This is a genomic window from Streptomyces sp. NPDC097617 (assembly GCF_044761485.1).
In the GTDB taxonomy this organism is placed as follows: Bacteria; Actinomycetota; Actinomycetes; order Streptomycetales; family Streptomycetaceae; genus Streptomyces.
This window is the reverse complement of the sequence record NZ_JBIWCL010000008.1, coordinates 46,299-64,385: the sequence shown is the minus strand read 5'-3', so window position 1 is coordinate 64,385 and position 18,087 is coordinate 46,299. Positions and strand designations below refer to the sequence as shown.

Annotated in this window: 19 protein-coding genes; 14 read left to right on the top strand and 5 right to left on the bottom strand. The window is 71.2% G+C overall.

The annotated features are described in order from the left end of the window. Nucleotides 1–16 precede the first annotated feature (16 nt). From xseA to ACIQZO_RS15860, 4 genes are all read left to right on the top strand, one after another. A complete protein-coding gene (gene xseA, locus ACIQZO_RS15875) occupies nucleotides 17–1,288 on the top strand; it encodes an exodeoxyribonuclease VII large subunit (RefSeq protein WP_403625950.1) in 1,272 nt (423 codons plus the stop codon). A 54-nt stretch (nucleotides 1,289–1,342) separates the two neighbouring features. Next, nucleotides 1,343–1,561: an exodeoxyribonuclease VII small subunit gene (locus ACIQZO_RS15870; protein WP_030385819.1), complete on the top strand. Its 219-nt coding sequence runs from the start codon at nucleotides 1,343–1,345 to the stop codon at nucleotides 1,559–1,561. Nucleotides 1,562–1,691: 130 nt separating this feature from the next. Next, nucleotides 1,692–2,285, top strand: a complete 594-nt coding sequence (locus tag ACIQZO_RS15865; protein WP_403625946.1) for a malonic semialdehyde reductase — start codon at nucleotides 1,692–1,694, stop codon at nucleotides 2,283–2,285. A 238-nt stretch (nucleotides 2,286–2,523) separates the two neighbouring features. Next, on the top strand, nucleotides 2,524–2,775 hold the full coding sequence (locus tag ACIQZO_RS15860) for a hypothetical protein (protein WP_403626422.1): 252 nt from the start codon (nucleotides 2,524–2,526) through the stop codon (nucleotides 2,773–2,775). Here the strand turns inward: ACIQZO_RS15860 and ACIQZO_RS15855 are convergent. Continuing rightward, nucleotides 2,759–3,277 (bottom strand): DUF4245 domain-containing protein, encoded by a 519-nt coding sequence (locus ACIQZO_RS15855; protein WP_403626385.1) that lies wholly within the window; start codon nucleotides 3,275–3,277, stop codon nucleotides 2,759–2,761. The genes ACIQZO_RS15860 and ACIQZO_RS15855 overlap by 17 nt on opposite strands. 246 nt (nucleotides 3,278–3,523) lie before the next feature. Here ACIQZO_RS15855 and glpX point away from each other — a divergent pair, with 246 nt between their 5' ends. After that, complete coding sequence (glpX, locus tag ACIQZO_RS15850) at nucleotides 3,524–4,555, top strand: class II fructose-bisphosphatase (protein WP_403625943.1); 1,032 nt, start codon at nucleotides 3,524–3,526, stop codon at nucleotides 4,553–4,555. Nucleotides 4,556–4,686: 131 nt separating this feature from the next. Here the strand turns inward: glpX and ACIQZO_RS15845 are convergent, their stop codons facing one another. The 3 genes from ACIQZO_RS15845 to ACIQZO_RS15835 all read right to left on the bottom strand — a co-directional run bounded on the left by ACIQZO_RS15845 (nucleotide 4,687) and on the right by ACIQZO_RS15835 (nucleotide 6,640). Next, on the bottom strand, nucleotides 4,687–5,085 hold the full coding sequence (locus ACIQZO_RS15845) for a WhiB family transcriptional regulator (RefSeq protein ID WP_403625940.1): 399 nt from the start codon (nucleotides 5,083–5,085) through the stop codon (nucleotides 4,687–4,689). Between the two features lie 133 nt (nucleotides 5,086–5,218). After that, the gene (locus ACIQZO_RS15840; RefSeq protein WP_403625937.1) at nucleotides 5,219–5,818 is read right to left on the bottom strand and encodes a TIGR03086 family metal-binding protein; all 600 of its coding nucleotides are present in this window, start codon (nucleotides 5,816–5,818) and stop codon (nucleotides 5,219–5,221) included. Nucleotides 5,819–5,980: 162 nt separating this feature from the next. Continuing rightward, nucleotides 5,981–6,640 carry a DUF1707 domain-containing protein gene (locus tag ACIQZO_RS15835; RefSeq protein ID WP_403625934.1) on the bottom strand — a complete coding sequence of 220 codons (660 nt, stop codon included), beginning with the start codon at nucleotides 6,638–6,640 and terminating at the stop codon, nucleotides 5,981–5,983. A 150-nt stretch (nucleotides 6,641–6,790) separates the two neighbouring features. On the opposite strand from ACIQZO_RS15835, the gene ACIQZO_RS15830 reads away from it, so the two are divergent. The 6 genes from ACIQZO_RS15830 (at nucleotide 6,791) to ACIQZO_RS15805 (ending at nucleotide 11,471) form a co-directional block, all read left to right on the top strand. Next, nucleotides 6,791–8,461, top strand: coding sequence for a fumarate hydratase (locus tag ACIQZO_RS15830; protein WP_403625931.1), 1,671 nt, complete (start codon nucleotides 6,791–6,793; stop codon nucleotides 8,459–8,461). Between the two features lie 210 nt (nucleotides 8,462–8,671). Next, nucleotides 8,672–8,869, top strand: coding sequence for a hypothetical protein (locus tag ACIQZO_RS15825; protein ID WP_403625928.1), 198 nt, complete (start codon nucleotides 8,672–8,674; stop codon nucleotides 8,867–8,869). Beyond that, nucleotides 8,859–9,377: a DUF6879 family protein gene (locus ACIQZO_RS15820; RefSeq protein WP_403625925.1), complete on the top strand. Its 519-nt coding sequence runs from the start codon at nucleotides 8,859–8,861 to the stop codon at nucleotides 9,375–9,377. The genes ACIQZO_RS15825 and ACIQZO_RS15820 overlap by 11 nt, the downstream gene beginning before the upstream one ends. Next, complete coding sequence (locus ACIQZO_RS15815) at nucleotides 9,374–10,204, top strand: helix-turn-helix domain-containing protein (RefSeq protein ID WP_403625923.1); 831 nt, start codon at nucleotides 9,374–9,376, stop codon at nucleotides 10,202–10,204. Before ACIQZO_RS15820 ends, ACIQZO_RS15815 begins: the two co-directional genes overlap by 4 nt. Before the next feature lie 66 nt (nucleotides 10,205–10,270). Next, entirely contained in the window at nucleotides 10,271–10,462 is a 192-nt protein-coding gene (locus ACIQZO_RS15810) for a hypothetical protein (protein WP_403625920.1), read from the top strand. Between the two features lie 226 nt (nucleotides 10,463–10,688). Further along, nucleotides 10,689–11,471 carry a glycerophosphodiester phosphodiesterase gene (locus tag ACIQZO_RS15805; protein WP_403625917.1) on the top strand — a complete coding sequence of 261 codons (783 nt, stop codon included), beginning with the start codon at nucleotides 10,689–10,691 and terminating at the stop codon, nucleotides 11,469–11,471. An 83-nt stretch (nucleotides 11,472–11,554) separates the two neighbouring features. Here the strand turns inward: ACIQZO_RS15805 and ACIQZO_RS15800 are convergent, their stop codons facing one another. Then, nucleotides 11,555–13,081 (bottom strand): ricin-type beta-trefoil lectin domain protein, encoded by a 1,527-nt coding sequence (locus tag ACIQZO_RS15800; RefSeq protein ID WP_403625914.1) that lies wholly within the window; start codon nucleotides 13,079–13,081, stop codon nucleotides 11,555–11,557. Between the two features lie 109 nt (nucleotides 13,082–13,190). Here ACIQZO_RS15800 and ACIQZO_RS15795 point away from each other — a divergent pair, with 109 nt between their 5' ends. From ACIQZO_RS15795 to ACIQZO_RS15785, 3 genes are all read left to right on the top strand, one after another. Next, nucleotides 13,191–14,594 (top strand): class II fumarate hydratase, encoded by a 1,404-nt coding sequence (locus ACIQZO_RS15795; RefSeq protein ID WP_403625911.1) that lies wholly within the window; start codon nucleotides 13,191–13,193, stop codon nucleotides 14,592–14,594. 112 nt (nucleotides 14,595–14,706) lie between these two features. After that, nucleotides 14,707–15,426: a DUF402 domain-containing protein gene (locus ACIQZO_RS15790; RefSeq protein ID WP_403625908.1), complete on the top strand. Its 720-nt coding sequence runs from the start codon at nucleotides 14,707–14,709 to the stop codon at nucleotides 15,424–15,426. 307 nt (nucleotides 15,427–15,733) lie between these two features. Continuing rightward, nucleotides 15,734–18,028, top strand: a complete 2,295-nt coding sequence (locus ACIQZO_RS15785; protein WP_403625905.1) for a SpoIIE family protein phosphatase — start codon at nucleotides 15,734–15,736, stop codon at nucleotides 18,026–18,028. Nucleotides 18,029–18,087 lie beyond the last annotated feature (59 nt).

The window sequence follows — 18,087 nt, the reverse complement described above, 5'->3', positions numbered from 1 at the left end:
CGGATAGCCTGCCTGCATGGGTCTGAATACGTCGGCCGAGGCGCCGCTGCCGGTAGGCCAGGTGTCCCGGCTCATCGGGGGCTGGGTCGACCGGCTGGGTCAGGTGTGGGTGGAGGGGCAGATCACGCAGCTCTCGCGGCGGCCGGGAGCGGGGGTGGTCTTCCTGACGCTGCGCGATCCCTCGCACGACATCTCGGTCAGTGTGACCTGCTTCCGCCAGGTCTACGACGAGGTCGCGGACGTGGTCTCCGAGGGCGCCCGGGTGGTCCTGCTGGCCAAGCCGGAGTGGTACGCCCCGCGCGGGCAGCTGTCCCTGCGGGCCACGGAGATACGGCCGGTCGGCATCGGGGAGCTCCTCGCCCGGCTGGAGCGGCTCAAGCGCTCCCTGGCCTCCGAGGGGCTCTTCGCGCTGGACCGCAAGAAACCGCTGCCCTTCCTGCCGCAGCTGATCGGGCTGGTGGTCGGGCGGGCCTCGGCGGCCGAGCGCGATGTCCTGGAGAACGCCCGGCGCCGCTGGCCGGCGGTCCGCTTCGAGGTGCGCAACGTCGCCGTCCAAGGGGTGCACGCGGTGCCCCAGGTGGTCCGGGCGGTCCAGGAGCTCGACGCCATCGACGAGGTCGACGTGATCATCGTGGCGCGCGGCGGCGGCAGCGTGGAGGACCTGCTGCCGTTCTCCGACGAGGAGGTGATCCGGACGGTCGCGGCGGCTCGCACCCCGGTGGTCTCCGCGATCGGCCACGAACCGGACTCCCCGCTGCTGGACCTGGTCGCGGACGTCCGGGCCTCCACGCCCACGGACGCGGCGAAGAAGGTGGTCCCGGACGTCGGCGAGGAGCTGGAGCGGGTACGCCAGCTGCAGGCGCGGGGGCTGCGTGCGGTCACCGGGCTGCTCGACCGGGAGGAGCGGGGCCTCGCGCACGCACTGGGCCGGCCGGTCTTCGTCCACCCGCAACGAATGGTGGAGATCCGCGAGGACGAGCTGGACGCCCTGCTGGCCCGCTCCCGGCGCACGCTGGGGCACCTGCTGGACCGGGCCGACTCGGAACTCGCACACACCCTCGCCCGGGTGGTGGCGCTCTCCCCCGCCGCGACCCTGGAGCGCGGGTACGCCGTACTGCAGCGGGCCGACGGCCACGTGGTGCGCTCGCCGCAGGAGGTGGCGCCGCACGAGGTGCTGCGCGCGCGGGTGGCGGAGGGCACCTTCTCCGTGGAGGTCTCCGCGGACGCCTCCGAGGGGGCCCCTCGGGCAGAAGCCGGAGCGGAGGCCGGGGCAGAGGCTTCGGAGTAGCGACACACGGCCGCAATCACGTGGTCGCACGACACACAGAGGATGGATACGGGAATGACAGAGGCCGGAACGGCGCTGGGGTACGAGCAGGCCCGCGACGAGCTCATCGAGGTCGTCCGCAAGCTGGAGGCCGGCGGGACCTCGCTGGAGGACTCCCTCGCGCTCTGGGAGCGCGGGGAGGAGCTGGCGAAGGTCTGCCGGCACTGGCTGGAGGGGGCCCGGGCGCGACTGGACTCGGCGCTGGCGGCGCGCGAACCGGCCGAGGAGGAGTGACCGGGGGATGACCGGGGGCGGGTGGAAGTGATCCCGGTCACCGGGAGGCCGATTTAGTTGAAGTTTCATCTACTTGCGCCGTAGAGTCGGGGGACATCGCTTCACCTCCGCATGGAAGAAGGCTTTCCCGATGTCTCTCGTTCTTGACTCCGCCGCTCAGGACCTGCTGTTCCGCGAGGCCCGCACGGCCAACGCGTTCTCCGACGAGCCGGTCACCGAGGAGCAGGTCCAGGCGATATACGACCTGGTGAAGTTCGGCCCGACCGCCTTCAACCAGACCCCGCTGCGCATCACCCTGGTCCGCTCCCCCGAGGCCCGCGAGCGCCTCGTGAAGCACATGGCCAAGGGCAACGACGCCAAGACCGCGACCGCCCCGCTGGTCGCGATCCTCTCCGCGGACAACGAGTTCCACGAGGAGCTCCCGCAGCTGCTGCCGCACTTCCCGCAGGCCAAGGACGCGTTCTTCTCCGAGCGCCCGGTCCGCGAGCAGTCCGCCCTGCTGAACTCCGCGCTGCAGGCCGCGTACTTCATCATCGGCATCCGCGCCGCCGGCCTGGCCGCGGGCCCGATGACCGGCGCCGACTTCGCCGGCATCCAGAAGGAATTCCTGGACGCCGACCACACGCCGATCATGGTCATCAACATCGGCACGCCGGCCACCGAGGGCGCCTGGTTCGACCGCTCCCCGCGCCTGGCCTTCGACGAGGTCATCACCACCGTCTGAGCACCCGCCCGAGCGCCCGCCCGAGCGCCCGCGCAGGTACGCGGGAAGGGCCGTGGGGCCCCGCGCCCCCCGGGGCCCCCCCCCCGGCCCCCCCCCCCCCCGCGGGGGGCGCCCCCCCCCCCCCCCCCGCCCCCCCCCCCCCCCCGGGCGGGGGGGGGGGCGGGGCCCCCCGCCCCGGGGGGCCCCACGGCCCTTTCCCGTACCCGGCCGGAATGTCGTCCAGAGCCATCAGGACTGGATGCGCGACCCGGTACTGCGACGCGTCGCCGGCGGGATCCACCTGTCGTTCCTGCTGCCCGCCCTGATGGGACTGTTCGCCCAGGTCGGCGGGCCGGAGCAGCCGCAGGTCCGGCGGGTGGCGCCCGGCCGCTCGGGCCTGAGCTCCATCCAGGCCGAGGCGCTGCCGTCTTCATGGCGGGCGAGGGCCGGGCCGCCGGGAGCCGAGGGCGGCCGGAGCGTGCCTTCGGTACGGGCTAGCGGCCCTGCTTGAACTCCAGCGTCGCCGCGAGCACGCCGAGCTGCTCGAAGGAGGCCGTCCCGGTCACCACCGTGACGTAGCCCTGCTCCTGGCGCACGAGGGCGTCGTACTTCTCGCCGTCCCAGCGCTCCCAGGTCTGGTCGCCGACCTGCTGCGTCTGCCCGGTGGCCGTCGCGTGCCGGGTGACCTTGGCGAGGTGCTTGGCCGAGGTGTCCGTGGACTGCTCCACCGCCGCGTACTGCTGCTGGGGGTCGAGGAAGCCCAGGTGCCAGGCGCTGGCGTTCTTGCGCTCGTACGTCACCGAGGTCGCCCGCCACTGCTCCGGGAGCCCCACGGGGGCCGCGACCGGATACGGGGCCGCACGCCGGGCCGTCAGGGTTTCCACCCGGTAGTCGACCGTGCGCGTCGGATCGGCCTTCTCGTCATGCGGGACGAAGAGGTAGATCCCGGCGACGACGATGCCGATCACCCCCAGCGACCGGACCATGTCCCAGACCGTCTGCTTGCCTTTCATACCTGCCACAGGGCCATCGTCCCGCATCGCGGGACGGCGATCACCGCCGGGGTCGCGGTGCGGCGCGTGTCGGCGGACCCTGGAGACTCCCGGAGAGCGCCAATGGGCCGCAAGACGTCCGGTCAGGACAATCGGCTGACCGATATGCCGCTCATACGTGACCCGCCCTGCTCAATATGTCGACGTACCGATAGAGTTCCAGCACCCTCACTTCCCGGCCGTCGCCGTACAGAAAGGTGCGCTCCGATGACCGAGCACAACCTGCCGCCCCAGCTCGAAGTCTCTCCGGAGGCCCCCGACCGCAACCTCGCACTGGAACTCGTACGGGTCACCGAGGCCGCCGCCATGGCCGCCGGCCGGTGGGTCGGACGCGGTGACAAGATCGGCGCGGACGGTGCCGCGGTCAACGCGATGCGCACCCTGATCTCCACCGTCTCGATGAACGGCGTCGTCGTCATCGGCGAGGGGGAGAAGGACGAGGCCCCCATGCTCTTCAACGGCGAGCGGGTCGGCGACGGCACGGGCGCCGAGGTCGACATCGCCGTGGACCCGATCGACGGCACCACCCTGAACGCCAAGGGCATGCCGAACGCCATCGCCGTCCTGGCCGCCGCCGACCGCGGCACCATGTTCGACCCGTCCGCGGTGTTCTACATGGAGAAGCTGGTCACCGGCCCCGAGGCCGCCGACTTCGTCGACATCAACGCCCCCGTCTCGGTGAACATCCGCCGGGTCGCCAAGGCGAAGAACATGGCCGTCGAGGACGTCACCGTGGTCATCCTGGACCGCCCCCGCCACGAGGGCATCGTCAAGGAGATCCGCGAGACCGGTGCCCGGATCAAGTTCATCTCCGACGGCGACGTCGCGGGCTCGGTCATGGCCGTGCGCGAGGGCACCGGCGTCGACCTGCTCCTCGGCATCGGCGGCACCCCCGAGGGCATCATCTCGGCGTGCGCCATAAAGTGCCTCGGCGGCACCATCCAGGGCAAGCTCTGGCCGAAGGACGCGGCCGAGCGCCAGCGCGCGCTCGACGCCGGCCACGACCTGGACCGCGTGCTGATGACGAACGACCTGGTGTCCGGCGACAACGTCTTCTTCGTCGCCACCGGCATCACCGACGGCGAGCTGCTGCGCGGCGTCCACTACCGCTCGGAGACCGCGACGACGTCCTCGCTGGTCATGCGCTCGAAGTCGGGCACGATCCGGCAGATCGACTCCACGCACCGCCTGTCGAAGCTGCGCGCGTACAGCGCGATCGACTTCGACCGCGCCCACTAGGCCCGGGCACGACAGCGGGAAACGAGAGGGGCGGTCCACCGCGTGCGGCGGTGACCGCCCCTCTCGCACGTCCACATGCGACCGCTCGGCCCGGTGACCGGCACGGCGGCCGGCTCGGCCCGGCGACCGGCTCAGCCCGCCGCGGCGATGGGCCCGGACCCGGGGGCCTGGCGCAGTTCGGCGGCCCGGCGCCGCATCCGCGCCAGCACCACCCGGCGCTCGGCCGCGGTGAGCCCGCCCCACACCCCGTACGGCTCGGGCTGAAGCAGCGCGTGCTCCCGGCAGGCGACCATCACCGGGCAGCGGGCACAGACGCGCTTGGCGGCTTCCTCGCGGGAGAGCCGGGCCGCGGTCGGCTCCTTGGACGGCGCGAAGAAGAGCCCCGCCTCGTCGCGGCGGCACACCGCCTCCGCGTGCCATGGACCGTCCTCCGCCCTCGCCGGCACCCGCGGCTGCGGCACGGCCGCCGCACGCCCCGGCACACTATGGACGACGGCTACCTGCAAGGACTGATGCGGCGGATGCGGCACGGTCTACTCCTGACGACGTATACGTGAGCGAGAGACGACGCACCTGTCCCTACCCGCTGTACGCGCCCCTATGCACCCAGTGCCACGGGCCGGCGGGGGTTCGTCCGAAACGAGCCCCCCGCCGGGAGGGCCGTCACACCGCGGGCGCGGCCCATGCGGGATCCCGGCCGAGGAAGGCCAGGAGGTCCGCCGCGGCGCCGTGGTCCGCGCCGGGCGCGAGGGTGAGGGCCGGTCCGTACGCGAAGCCGCGCAGGGGCTCGGCGAGGGCGTCGGCGGCCGGGCGCAGGGCGGCGGCCAGCGCGTCGGTCAGGGCGGGCGGCCGGCCCGTGGCGACGGTGATGTCCCAGGCGTGCACGGCGGCGTCGAGCGCGGCCGCGCCGACGGCCGTCGCGGCCGGCACGGTGAAGGGCGGCAGCGGCACGGCCACGTGGAGATCGCCCGGGGCGACCGCCGAGAAGGCCTCGGCCGCGGCCGCGAGCGCCGGGTCCAGCAGGCCCTCGGGGGGACCCGCCAGGGAGCCGGAGGGTGCGAAGGGGTCCTCGGCGGGCCCGGGCCCGCCGGTCAGCCGGGCGGCGTACGCGAGCTGGTCGCCCGCGGCGTGCTGGAGGACCTGGGTGACGTTCCACTGCGCGCAGGGGGTCGGGCGGTCCCAGCCGTCGGCGGGCACCCCCGCAACGGCCTCGCGCAGCGTCGCGTACGCCCGGTCGAGTACATCCCACTTGGTCTCGGTCATGGTGCGGACCCTAGAGGGCGCGCTGTCGATCTTCGGCTGAATTTCGTTGAATCCGCCGCGCGTTGGGCCCGGCGGGCTCAGCACCGGGCCCGGCGGACGCCCCCGCTTCAGCCTCGCTTCAGTCTCGCTTCAGTCTCGCTTCAGGCCCGCTTCAGGCCCGCTTCAGCCGTCCAGGCGCTTGCGCAGCTTGCGGGCCAGATCCACCAGGCGGGCGCCGAGCTTGGGCCGCGCCTCGATGTTGCCGAGCAGGGCGAAGCCCCGGACGATCACCACCGGCGCCTGCGGGTCGCTCTCCCCGCGACCCTCGCCGCGCACCTCGAAGTTGCCGAGGACGCCGCTGCCGTAGCCGCGCAGGGTGACGTTCTCCGGGACCAGGACCTCGACGTTGCCGAGGATGCAGGTCACGTTGATCTCGGTGACCTGCTGCTCGAAGACCGCTTCGGTGAGGTCGATGTTGATGTCGCCCATGACCGAGACGGCCCGGGTGTGCGGACCGGGCCGCCAGCGGCCCTTGCGGGCGGAGCTGCTGCACACGGCCACTATGGTCTCGGGCGGACCGGCCAGGGCGGTGGAGGGCGAGGCGTACGCCTGCGAGGCATGGACGCCGCCGGGCGCGGGCAGATCCCGTACGAGCAGTTCCAGCTCGCCGACGGTCTTGACCGCGTACAGCGTGTCCAGGCGGTCGGAGTGCTCCTCGGCCGTCAACCGGCCTTCGGCGAGGGCGTCGCCGAGGATCTGGGCGATCCGGTCCCGGTCTGCGTCGGAGGCGCGCAGCTCGGCGGGCGCGGGTACGGGGGCGGCGGGGTGCTTTTCCAGGTCCACGACGCCCAGCATAGCCAGACACGATAGATCGCGATACTGCTGAGTGAGCCTTACCTCACAGACACACCTCCCCCGGGAGGTCCTACGCTGGTTAACCGCGCTGCCAATTGGTCGCCAGCGCCGTCTGCCGAGTGAGGAATGACTGCCGTCATGCCAGAGTTTGCGTACACCGACCTGCTGCCCCTGGGCGAGGACACCACCCCCTACCGGCTGGTGACCTCGGAGGGCGTCTCGACCTTCGAGGCCGACGGCCGTACGTTCCTCAAGGTCGAGCCCGAGGCGCTGCGCAAGCTCGCCGAAGAGGCCATCCACGACATCCAGCACTTCCTGCGCCCCGCGCACCTCGCGCAGCTGCGCCGCATCATCGACGACCCCGAGGCCTCCTCGAACGACAAGTTCGTGGCCCTGGACCTGCTGAAGAACGCGAACATCGCGGCGGCCGGCGTCCTGCCGATGTGCCAGGACACGGGCACCGCGATCGTCATGGGCAAGCGCGGCCAGAACGTGCTGACCGAGGGCGGGGACGAGGCGGCGCTGTCGCACGGCATCTACGACGCCTACACGCGACTGAACCTGCGCTACTCGCAGATGGCCCCGATCACCATGTGGGAGGAGAAGAACACCGGCTCGAACCTGCCCGCGCAGATCGAGCTGTACGCGACGGACGGCGGCGCGTACAAGTTCCTCTTCATGGCCAAGGGCGGCGGCTCGGCCAACAAGTCGTTCCTCTACCAGGAGACCAAGGCGGTCCTCAACGAGGCCTCCATGATGAAGTTCCTGGAGGAGAAGATCCGCTCCCTCGGTACGGCGGCCTGCCCGCCCTACCACCTGGCGATCGTGGTCGGCGGCACCTCCGCCGAGCACGCCCTGAAGACCGCCAAGTACGCCTCCGCGCACTACCTGGACGAGCTGCCCCGCGAGGGCTCCCCACTGGGCCACGGCTTCCGCGACGAGGCCCTGGAGCAGCAGGTCTTCGAGCTGACCCAGAAGATCGGCATCGGCGCGCAGTTCGGCGGCAAGTACTTCTGCCACGACGTCCGCGTCGTGCGCCTCCCCCGGCACGGCGCGTCCCTGCCGGTCGCCATCGCCGTGTCCTGCTCGGCGGACCGCCAGGCCACCGCGAAGATCACGGCCGAGGGCGTCTTCCTGGAGCAGCTGGAGACGGACCCGGCGCGCTTCCTGCCGGACACCACGGACGAGCACCTGAGCGAGGCCTCGGACGTCGTCGCCATCGACCTGAACCAGCCGATGGACGACATCCTGGCGACGCTGACCAAGCACCCGGTCAAGACCCGCCTGTCGCTGAGCGGCCCGCTGGTCGTGGCGCGCGACATCGCGCACGCCAAGATCAAGGAGCTGCTGGACTCGGGCGCGCCGATGCCGCAGTACCTGAAGGACCACCCGGTCTACTACGCCGGCCCCGCGAAGACCCCCGAGGGCTACGCCTCGGGTTCCTTCGGCCCGACCACGGCCGGCCGTATGGACTCCTACGTCGAGCAGTTCCAGGCGGCGGGCGGCTCCAAGGTCATGCTGGCCAAGGGCAACCGCTCCCAGCAGGTGACGGACGCGTGCGGTGCGCACGGCGGCTTCTACCTGGGCTCGATCGGCGGCCCGGCGGCGCGCCTGGCCCAGGACTGCATCAAGAAGGTCGAGGTCCTGGAGTACGAGGAGCTCGGCATGGAGGCGGTCTGGAAGATCGAGGTCGAGAACTTCCCGGCCTTCATCGTCGTCGACGACAAGGGCAACGACTTCTTCACTTCGCGTGAACCCGAGCAGCCGACGTTCACCAGCATCCCCGTCCGGGGTCCCGGGCTCGCGTAACCCCGAACCCGACGAACTGAGAGAGCCCCTGGCGCCCCCGCCGGGGGCTCTCGCCGTGTCTGCCTCCGCGCCGGACGGCAGGGGGTGCCCACGGGCTGCCAGCCGGGCGACGCAGTTTCCTGTTCCAGAAACTGGAACCCCTTGCGTCTCAGGTCAGTTGCTCGCAAGCATCTACTGAGACGCAACGCCGAAGGCCAGGAGGGGAACCTGATGAAGGTCACCAAGCTTGTGAGTACCTGCGACCTCAAGGACTGTCCGACGATCTACCTCACCGACAGGGGCACCCTGCTGGTTCAGGGCGAGACCCCGACCGACCACGGTCTAGAGATTCCCGCGCACGAAACCGTTGTCGAGATCCCAGAGCAGCTGATCTTTGATCTCATCCGGAAGGGCCTCCGTGGCGCCTAAGACTCTCGGGGAACTCTTCGACACCTTCGAGCAAGAGGCATTTCGGCTGGAGATGCTGGACGATTACAGCAAGTCGGGCAACACGCAGGCCTACGAGGCTTTCCTGGACGACGAACCCCAACCAGCCGACTACAACGAGGATTGGGTGTCAGAACTGCTCTCCCACACCAGCAGGGGGAAGCGTATCTATCGTGTGCACATCCTGTCCCGACCCCTCACTTCGTACCTACGGTTCGAACTGGGCTGGGGCTACCAGAAGAACGCGACGGGCGGCGAAGAATTCTTCATCCTCGACGTCACCGGAAAGCCCAACCCACTGGAAGGCGTCCCCGATTTCTGGTTGATGGACAACGCAACTCCAGGCGTAATGAACTACTCGGGCGATGGATCGTTCCTTGGAGTTGAAATTCTGCCCGCGGAGCGGGCGGACGAATTCCGCGCGTACCGAGACACGGCGATGAGTCATGCCGTGGCGTTCTCCGAATGGTGGGCGAAGCACGGCGAGTGAACAAAGGGCAGCTAGGGGCCGCGCTGCGGGCGCTACGGCAAGCATCCGGGAAGGAAGCCAAAGCCGTCGCCCGCAGCGCCGTCATGTCCGCAAGTAAGCTGAGCAAAATCGAAACGGCCAAGGTTGCCCCGTCCGCTGTGGACGTTGAGCGCATCCTTACGGCCATAGGCGTTTCAGATGAAGTTAAGCAAGAGTATCTAGAGGCCGTCAGGGCAGCGGCGACGGAGGCCACGGCGTGGCGTCTCATCCGCCGCATGGGAGTACACAAGGCGCAGCAGCAAACAAGGGCTCTCGAATCCCAAATGACGCTCCTGCGGCTCTTCCAGCCGGCCCTCATTCCGGGCCTGCTCCAAACACCTGAGTACATGAGGGCGATTCTGTCGCGGCATGACCTCGGCGAGGATGTACTTACCAAAACAATCGGGGCCCGCCTGGAACGACAACAGGCACTCTACGACGCAGGGAAAGAACTCCAGTTCGTCATCACGGAGCCTGTCTTGCGGTGGCGAATTGTGACGGCGTCCAGGATGGCAGAGCAAATGGACCGGATCGTCTCCCTCTCGCGCCTGCCTCACATAGACATCCGCATCGTTCCACTCTCGGCACGGCAGCACGACATAGCCAATCACGCCTTTGTAGTCCGAGACGATCGTACGGTGACCGTCGAAACCACTCATGCTGAAATCGTGGTAACAGACCCTCGGGATGTAGCTCTGTACGTCCGCAAGTTCGAGGGTTTCGCAACGCTGGCGCTTTCTGGCGACGAAGCACGCGCCATGCTTGCGAACGTTCGACAAGAGTTCTTGCGCGAACAGGGAACCGGCTAGAACCTCGCCCCGCCCCTGGAAATAATTGGCTGTCGATTCCCGGAGACAGCGGCGAAGGGGTGCGCAATGGCAACGCAGCAGGCGGATAGCTTCGAGTACGCGACGTACACGGAGAAGCGCGAGACGTGCCCGTCGTGCAACATGCCCATCCCCCTTCACCAGCTCGCCCGGCGGGGGATGCTCGCCGGGAAGGACGGCCCGCCCAAGCTCGCGTACTGGCACACACGGTGCGTCAAGACGGATGGGTCGCGCCGATGACGCGCTCAGTCATCCGGCACGCCGAACACCGGATCATCAGAGACCCCGCCACCACGCCCACCGTGGTTGCGAGCTGTCTTGAGGAGGGGTGCGGCTGGGCTGCCGTGCCCGGCCCCGACGTGGCCGAAGTAGATCGGCAGTGCATGACCCACGCGGGCCTGAACGCGGGCCACCGGTGCAGCATGCTGCACCGGGACCGGCGCCGCAGCCGGATAACGTCTGCTCCATGAACCCGCAGTCCCCGTCCTCCTCCTCCACCACCACCCGCGCCGTCCGGGTGATCGCCCACCGCGGGGCCTCCCACGAGCACCCCGAGCACACCCTCGCCGCCTACCGGCAGGCCATCGCCGACGGGGCCGACGCGCTCGAATGCGATGTGCGGCTCACCGCCGACCACAGGCTGGTCTGCGTGCACGACCGGCGGGTGGAGCGGACCTCCGACGGGCGCGGGGTCGTCTCCGCCATGACGTACGAGGAGCTGTCCGCGCTCGACTTCGGCGGCTGGAAGGGCGCGGAGCACCGGGGGGCGCAGGTGCTGCTCTTCGAGGACCTGCTCAAGGAGGCGCTGTCCGCCGACCGGCCCGTGGGGCTGGCGGTCGAGACCAAGCACCCCACCCGCGCCGGCGGCCGGCTGGAGGCCGAGCTGGTCCGGGTCCTGAAGGACCACGGGCTGGCCGACGGCTCGGCCGGCCAGGTCGAGGTGATGAGCTTCTCCCGCAACGCCCTGATCAGGCTGAACCGGCTCGCACCCGGCCTGCCCGCGGTCTACCTGATCGAGCGGCGGCTGCGGCCGGTGCGCCCGCCGTTCGCGACGCACGCGGGGCCGGGCATCGACCTCGTACGGCGGGACCCGGACCTCGTGGCCCGGCTGAAGGCGAAGGGGCTGGCGGTGCGGGTGTGGACGGTGGACGAGCCCGAGGACGTGGAGCTGTGCCTGCGCCTCGGTGTGGACGCCCTGATCACCAACCGGCCGCGCGAGGTGCGCGAGCAGCTGGAGGCGGCCCGCTGACGTCCGGCGTTCGGGCCCGTACGTGGAAACACCCGGCCGGGGTGCGCCGGCCGGGCGTGGGGGGTCTGGTGGTGCGGGGGCGGTTATGCGAAGCGCTGGTTGGCGGACCCGTTGCAGGTCTGCAGGCGCAGCGGCTCGTGGGCGGCGGCCACCGTCAGGCACATGCCCGGGGCGGCGGCGGGGCGCAGGGTGGCGCCGTCGCGGACGAACTGCTGGTTCGCGCCGCCGTGGCAGTTCCAGATGATCAGGCCGGTGCCGGAGCCGTAGTTGGCGCCGGGGGCGTCGAGGCAGCGGTCCTGGGTCAGTTCGATGTGGACGGACTTGCGGGCGCTGTCGTACCACCAGCCCTGGTTGCGGCCGCCGTGGCAGTCCCATCCGACGATTTTGGTCTCATTGGCGCTGGAGCCGCCGAAGGAGTCGAGGCAGTTGCCGGTCGCCTCGTTCTTCAGGGGCTTGAACTTCTCGTCCCAGGCCCCGGCCTGCAGGACGGGTGTCCCGGTGCTCGCGGGGTCGGCGCAGGAGGCCTCGCGCAGGCCCGAGTTGTAGAGCTGGGTCAGACAGGACGCGAAGGCGCCGTGTCCCCGGTAGTTGGGGTGGAAGGACTGGCGGGCGGTGTTCTCGTCCCACGGGAAGTGGTCCCCGAGGTCCAGGTAGAGGCCGCGGGCCCAGGTGTCCTCCGTGCAGACCTCGTGGCCGTGGAAGAGCCGCGAGTTGTCGAGGTAGACCGCGCCGGAGGCGAGGGCGGCCGCGCGCATGCCCTTCTCGAAGGCGGGCACCGCGTAGTTGCGGCCCCAGGTGGCGTCGGAGTCGTAGCCGGCGCAGCCGCCGGGCAGCTTGCCGGGGAAGTTCGGGTTGTCGTAGAAGTCGGGCCCGATGGGGCTGGGGTAGCCCATCACGACCAGCTTGTAGTCGGAGTCGGCGTAGCCGGCGTCGCGCATGACCGTCCTGAGGTCTCCGACCGTGGCCTCCACCTTGGGCTTCAGGCCGTCGACGCGCGCCTGCCAGCCGGGCCCGTACTTGGGCTCGCAGGTGCCCTGGCTGAGGATCCAGCGGGTCACGCAGTCCGTCATGACCGGGCCGAACTGCAGGTCGTCGTTGGCCCCGGCGACCAGCAGGACCATTTTGATCTTCGTGTTGCGGGCCTTGACGGCCAGGTTGTCGCTCTGCACCAGCTCGTCGGCGTACTGCTTGCCGCCGCCGATCCGGATGTTGCCGGTGTAGCCGCCGGAGCAGGCGACGTTGAAGGTCAGGTCGGCCGGGATGCCGGTGCGGTGGATCGCCGAGTCCGGCGAGCGGTGGCACTGGTTGTTCGGCGTGTTGGTCGCGGGGTCGTAGTTGCCGACGCCCTCGCCCGAGATCTCGCTGTCACCGAGCGAGATCAGGCCTGTTCTGCGTTCGTTCAGCGGGCGTACGGCCGGGTCGCCGTAGATCTTGACGGCCTCCGCGGCCCGGATGGCCTCCAGCTCGGGCGAGAGCGGCGTGACGGCCCCGGAGGCGGGCGCCGCCTGGGCCATGGGGGTGATGGCGGTGACACCCCCCAGGGCGGCCGCGATCGCCGCGGCGGCGGCGAAGGTAGATCTGAGCATGGGTCTCGTACGGGCACGTGCCATGGAGCGCCTCCCCGGATGTCGGTGTTACCCCCGGTATTTACTGGCCGGTAGGGGAGTTGGGAACACTTCGAACAAGACAATTGCTCAACTTTTTGAGGAGGTCATACACATGACAGAGGACCAGCAGGCCGATTCCTTCCGGATCGAGCACGATTCCATGGGCGACGTACGGGTGCCCCGGCACGCCAAGTGGCGTGCCCAGACCCAGCGCGCGGTGGAGAACTTCCCCATCTCGGGACAGCGGCTGGAGCACGCCCACATCGAGGCTCTCGCCCGGATCAAGGCCGCCGCCGCCTCGGTGAACACGAAGCTCGGCGTGGTGGACCGGGACATCGCCGACGCGATCCGGTCCGCCGCCGCAGAGGTCGCGGACGGCCGCTGGGACGACCACTTCCCCGTGGACGTCTTCCAGACCGGCTCCGGGACCTCGTCCAACATGAACGCGAACGAGGTGATCGCCACCCTGGCCACCGAGCGCCTGGGCCGGGAGGTCCACCCCAACGACCACGTCAACGCCTCGCAGAGCTCCAACGACGTCTTTCCGTCGTCCATCCACATCGCCGCCACCGCCGCCGTCGCCGGCGAGCTGATTCCGGCCCTGGAGCACCTCGCCGCCGCGCTGGAGCGCAAGGCCACCGAGTTCGCGCAGGTGGTCAAGGCGGGCCGGACCCACCTGATGGACGCCACCCCGGTCACCCTCGGCCAGGAGTTCGGCGGCTACGCGGCCCAGGTCCGCTACGGGGTCGAGCGGCTGCGGGGGGCCCTGCCGCGGCTGGCCGAGCTGCCGCTGGGCGGCACCGCGGTGGGGACCGGCATCAACACCCCGCCCGGGTTCTCCGCCGCGGTGATCGCGGAAGTGGCGGTGTCGACCGGACTGCCGCTGACCGAGGCCCGCGACCACTTCGAGGCCCAGGGGGCGCGGGACGCGCTCGTGGAAACCTCCGGGATGCTGCGCACCGTCGCCGTATCACTCACCAAAATCTCCAACGACCTGCGCTGGATGGCTTCCGGACCGCGCACCGGATTGGCCGAAATCAATCTCCCGGATCTCCAGCCGGGCTCTTCGATCATGCCCGGAAAGGTCAATCCGGTGATCCCGGAGGCCGTCCTGATGGTCGCCGCACAGGTCATGGGGAACGACACCACCGTCGCCGTGGCGGGCGCGGCCGGCAACTTCGAGCTCAATGTGATGCTCCCGGTGATGGCCAGGAACCTCCTCGAATCGATCCGGCTGCTCGGCAGCGCGAGCCGGCTGCTGGCCGACCGCACGATCGACGGAATCACCGCCAACGAGGCGCGGGCCAGGGAATACGCCGAGTCCTCGCCCTCCGTGGTCACCCCGCTCAACCGCTACATCGGCTACGAGGAGGCCGCGAAGGTCGCCAAGAGGTCCCTCGCCGAGCGCAGGACGATCAGGGAGGTGGTGCTGGACTCCGGCTACGTGGAGCGCGGCGACCTCACCCTGGAGCAGCTCGACGAGGCCCTGGACGTGCTGCGCATGACGCACCCCTGACCCGTCCGTACCGGCCCCCGGGCAGGGGCCGGATTCGGTCGTTTCTCGTCCCCGAACCCACCGGTGACATGCGCCGCAGCGGTCACCGGGACCCCCGCCCTAAGATCTGCGCATGACAGGTACTTTCAAGCCCGGGAGCGGCGCGGCGCCGAGCGCGCCGGGCGGCCCCGCGCAGGGCCCGCGCTGGGCGCCCGGGGAGCAGATCCTCTGGCGCTACCGCGACCACGCCCCGGGGCTGAAGGGCCCGGTCCACATCTGCCGCCCGGTGACCGTGGTCCAGGACACCGACGAGCTGCTGGCGGTGTGGATGGCCCCCGGCACCGAATGCGTCAAGCCGATCCTCGCCGACGGCACCCCCGTCCACGAGGAACCGCTCGCCACCCGCTACACCGCGGCGCGGACCACCGTACGGTCGCGCTGGTTCGGCGGCGGTGTCCTGAAACTGGCCCGGCCCGGGGACCCGTGGTCGGTATGGCTGTTCTGGGGACCCGGCTGGCAGTTCAAGAACTGGTACGTGAACCTGGAGGAGCCGCGTGCACGGTGGGCCGCCGGGGTGGATTCCGTCGACCACTTCCTGGACATCTCCGTCCACCCGGACCGCAGTTGGAAGTGGCTGGACGCGGACGAGTTCGCGCAGGCGCAGCGGTCCGGCCTGATGGACCGTGAGCAGGCCTCCCGGGTGCAGGAGGCGGGCCGCGCCGCGGTCGAGGTGATCAAGGAATGGGGGGCGCCGTTCTCGGACGGCTGGGAGGACTGGCGGCCGGATCCGGCCTGGCGGATTCCGGCCCTGCCGGAGGACTGGGACCGCTCCCCGGCGTATATGACCTCATGAGACCCTTGATGCGCCCCCGGGGTTCAAACGTAGGATCGTCCTCCACGAGGTCACGCGCGCGGGGCGGCGCGGTGGATGTGCCGCCGGGCAAGTGGTGCGCCGCACGCGTGACTTGACCGGAAGTCGACGCACGAGGAGAGGCGACGAGGGGGCGAGGGTCCGCCAGGGGCACCTCCCGGCCGCAGGTTGGGGGAGAAGTTTGGGCGAGGAACCTCGGGGCGATGGTGCCCGGGCCGCTGAGCGGGTATACCGCGACTGACCGAGTTGAGTGCAGCGCACATCGAGCGCAAACGGACGGAAATCCCGCGTGACGGAGTACCCCACCTCCCAGGAGGGCCCGCAGCCCGTCGCCTCCGGCGGAGGTACGGACGAGGCCGGCCACGGCAAGGCGCCCATCGCCGCCACCGAGGCCGTACGCACGCATGCGCCGGGCAAGGGCGCGGAGCCGGGCGGCGCGACCGCCGCGGCCTCCGACGCCCGCGCGGCCCGCTCCGCGGCGGGCCCGGGCGGCGGCGCCGGCCTCCCCCGGCCCCGCCGCAACGCGGCCGCCCCGGGCGAGGTGCCGGGCGCGCCGGAGCCCGGCCGGGATGCGGCCCGTCCCCGGCCCGGTACGAGCGCCCTCGACGCCTCGATCGGCGCGGCCGGGCACGGTGGTCCCACCGAGGCCCCACGCCCGCGCGGTGGGAGCGACGACATGACCTATGACGGCAGCGGCCCCGCGGCCGGCACGATCGCGGGCGGTGACGGCGGTGACGGCGGAGCCGGACACCATGGAAGCGGCGGGGGCTCCGCAGTGGGCGGAAGCACCGGGGAGGCCGGCGCCGCACGCCGCGAAGGGGACCGGCTGCGCTTCGTCGGCGCCGCCACCCGGCGGATCGCCCGCGGCATCGACCTCGACGAGATCGTCCTGGGCCTGTGCCGGGCCACCGTTCCGACCTTCTCCGACGCCATCCTCGTCTACCTGCGCGACCCGCTGCCCGTCGGTGACGAGCGGCCCGTCGGCCCGGTCGTTTTAAGGCTCCGGCGCACCGACCGGCTGCGGCCGATCGACGATCTGACCGACATCAGCAACACCATCGGCGCGGGGATGGACCTCGCCGGGGCCGCGGGGGCCACCGGCGAGCTCGACTTCAGCCAGTTGCCGCTCGTCGGCCCGCAGGGTGACCTGCCCGCGTCCGAGCTGTGCGAGATCCGGCCCGGCGGCGCGCTCGCCGAGGTGCTGCGCGGCGTGCGGCCCGTCTTCGGGTCCTCCGCCGCCGCCCGCGCCGCACTGCCCGAGCTGCTCGGCGTGGACCACCCGCTGCCGCGCGGCAACCGGGCCGTCCTCGCGCCGCTGCGCGGGCGCCGCCGGGTGATCGGCGCCGCCGTGTTCCTGCGCAGCCCCGAGCGTCCCGCCTTCGAGCAGAACGACCTCCTGGTCGCCGCCCAGTTGGCCACCCACACCGCGCTCGGCATCGACAAGGCGGTCCTGTACGGCCGCGAGGCGTACATCGCAGACGAACTGCAGCGCACCATGCTGCCCGACAGCCTCCCGCAGCCCACCGGCGTGCGCCTCGCCTCCCGCTACCTGCCCGCCGCCGAGACGGCGCGGGTCGGCGGCGACTGGTACGACGCCATACCGCTGCCCGGCAGCCGGGTCGCGCTCGTCGTCGGTGACGTCATGGGCCACTCCATGACCTCCGCCGCGATCATGGGCCAGCTCCGCACCACGGCGCAGACCCTCGCGCAGCTGGACCTGCCGCCCGCCGAGGTCCTGCACCACCTGGACGAGCAGGCGCAGCGCCTGGGCTCCGACCGCATGGCCACCTGCCTGTACGCCGTCTACGACCCCGTCGCGCACCGGATCACCATCGCCAACGCGGGCCACCCGCCGCCGGTGCTGCTGCACCTGGGCGGCCGGGCCGAGGTGCTGCGCGTACCCCCCGGCGCCCCCATCGGCGTCGGCGGCGTGGACTTCGAGGCCGTGGAGCTGGACGCGCCCGCCGGGGGCACCCTGCTGCTCTACACCGACGGCCTGGTGGAGTCGCGCCTGCGGGACGTGTGGACCGGCATCGAGCAGCTCCGCGAGCGCCTGGCCACCACCGCCCAGCTGACCGGCCTGGACCACCCGCCGCCCCTGGAGGCGCTCTGCGACGACGTCCTGGACATGCTCGGCCCCGGCGACCGGGACGACGACATCGCGCTGCTCGCGGCCCGGTTCGACGGGATCGCGCCCAGTGACGTCGCGTACTGGTTCCTGGACCCGGAGGAGACCGCGCCGGGCCGGGCCCGCCGGTTCGCCCGCCGCGCCCTGGCCCGCTGGGGCCTGGAGGAGCTGAGCGACTCGCTGGAGCTGCTGGTCAGCGAGGTGGTCACCAATGCCGTGCGGTACGCGGAGCGGCCCGTGACCCTGCGCCTGCTGCGTACGGACGTACTGCGCTGCGAGGTCGGCGACGACTCGCCGCAGCTGCCCCGCCAGCGCCGGGCCCGGGACACCGACGAGGGCGGCCGCGGCCTGTTCCTGGTCAACCGGGTGGCCCGCCGCTGGGGCGCGACACGGCTCAGCAGCGGAAAGGTCGTCTGGTTCGAGCTGTCGCTGCCGGGGACACCCGAGCAGCGCTGATCGCGTCGAGACCGCGGAAAGACCGCCGCCCCGCAGCCTTCGAAGGCTGCGGGGCGGCG

Excerpts from the sequence above, each read along its gene's own strand:
- ACIQZO_RS15790 (WP_403625908.1), top strand. The coding sequence starts at position 14,707 with ATGACAGGTACTTTCAAGCCCGGGAGCGGCGCGGCGCCGAGCGCGCCG.
- ACIQZO_RS15805 (WP_403625917.1), top strand. The coding sequence starts at position 10,689 with ATGAACCCGCAGTCCCCGTCCTCCTCCTCCACCACCACCCGCGCCGTC.
- ACIQZO_RS15825 (WP_403625928.1), top strand. The coding sequence starts at position 8,672 with ATGAAGGTCACCAAGCTTGTGAGTACCTGCGACCTCAAGGACTGTCCG.
- ACIQZO_RS15810 (WP_403625920.1), top strand. The coding sequence starts at position 10,271 with ATGGCAACGCAGCAGGCGGATAGCTTCGAGTACGCGACGTACACGGAG.
- ACIQZO_RS15800 (WP_403625914.1), bottom strand. The coding sequence starts at position 13,081 with ATGGCACGTGCCCGTACGAGACCCATGCTCAGATCTACCTTCGCCGCC.
- ACIQZO_RS15830 (WP_403625931.1), top strand. The coding sequence starts at position 6,791 with ATGCCAGAGTTTGCGTACACCGACCTGCTGCCCCTGGGCGAGGACACC.
- ACIQZO_RS15870 (WP_030385819.1), top strand. The coding sequence starts at position 1,343 with ATGACAGAGGCCGGAACGGCGCTGGGGTACGAGCAGGCCCGCGACGAG.
- ACIQZO_RS15840 (WP_403625937.1), bottom strand. The coding sequence starts at position 5,818 with ATGACCGAGACCAAGTGGGATGTACTCGACCGGGCGTACGCGACGCTG.
- ACIQZO_RS15855 (WP_403626385.1), bottom strand. The coding sequence starts at position 3,277 with ATGAAAGGCAAGCAGACGGTCTGGGACATGGTCCGGTCGCTGGGGGTG.
- ACIQZO_RS15860 (WP_403626422.1), top strand. The coding sequence starts at position 2,524 with ATGCGCGACCCGGTACTGCGACGCGTCGCCGGCGGGATCCACCTGTCG.
- xseA (WP_403625950.1), top strand. The coding sequence starts at position 17 with ATGGGTCTGAATACGTCGGCCGAGGCGCCGCTGCCGGTAGGCCAGGTG.
- ACIQZO_RS15865 (WP_403625946.1), top strand. The coding sequence starts at position 1,692 with ATGTCTCTCGTTCTTGACTCCGCCGCTCAGGACCTGCTGTTCCGCGAG.
- glpX (WP_403625943.1), top strand. The coding sequence starts at position 3,524 with ATGACCGAGCACAACCTGCCGCCCCAGCTCGAAGTCTCTCCGGAGGCC.
- ACIQZO_RS15795 (WP_403625911.1), top strand. The coding sequence starts at position 13,191 with ATGACAGAGGACCAGCAGGCCGATTCCTTCCGGATCGAGCACGATTCC.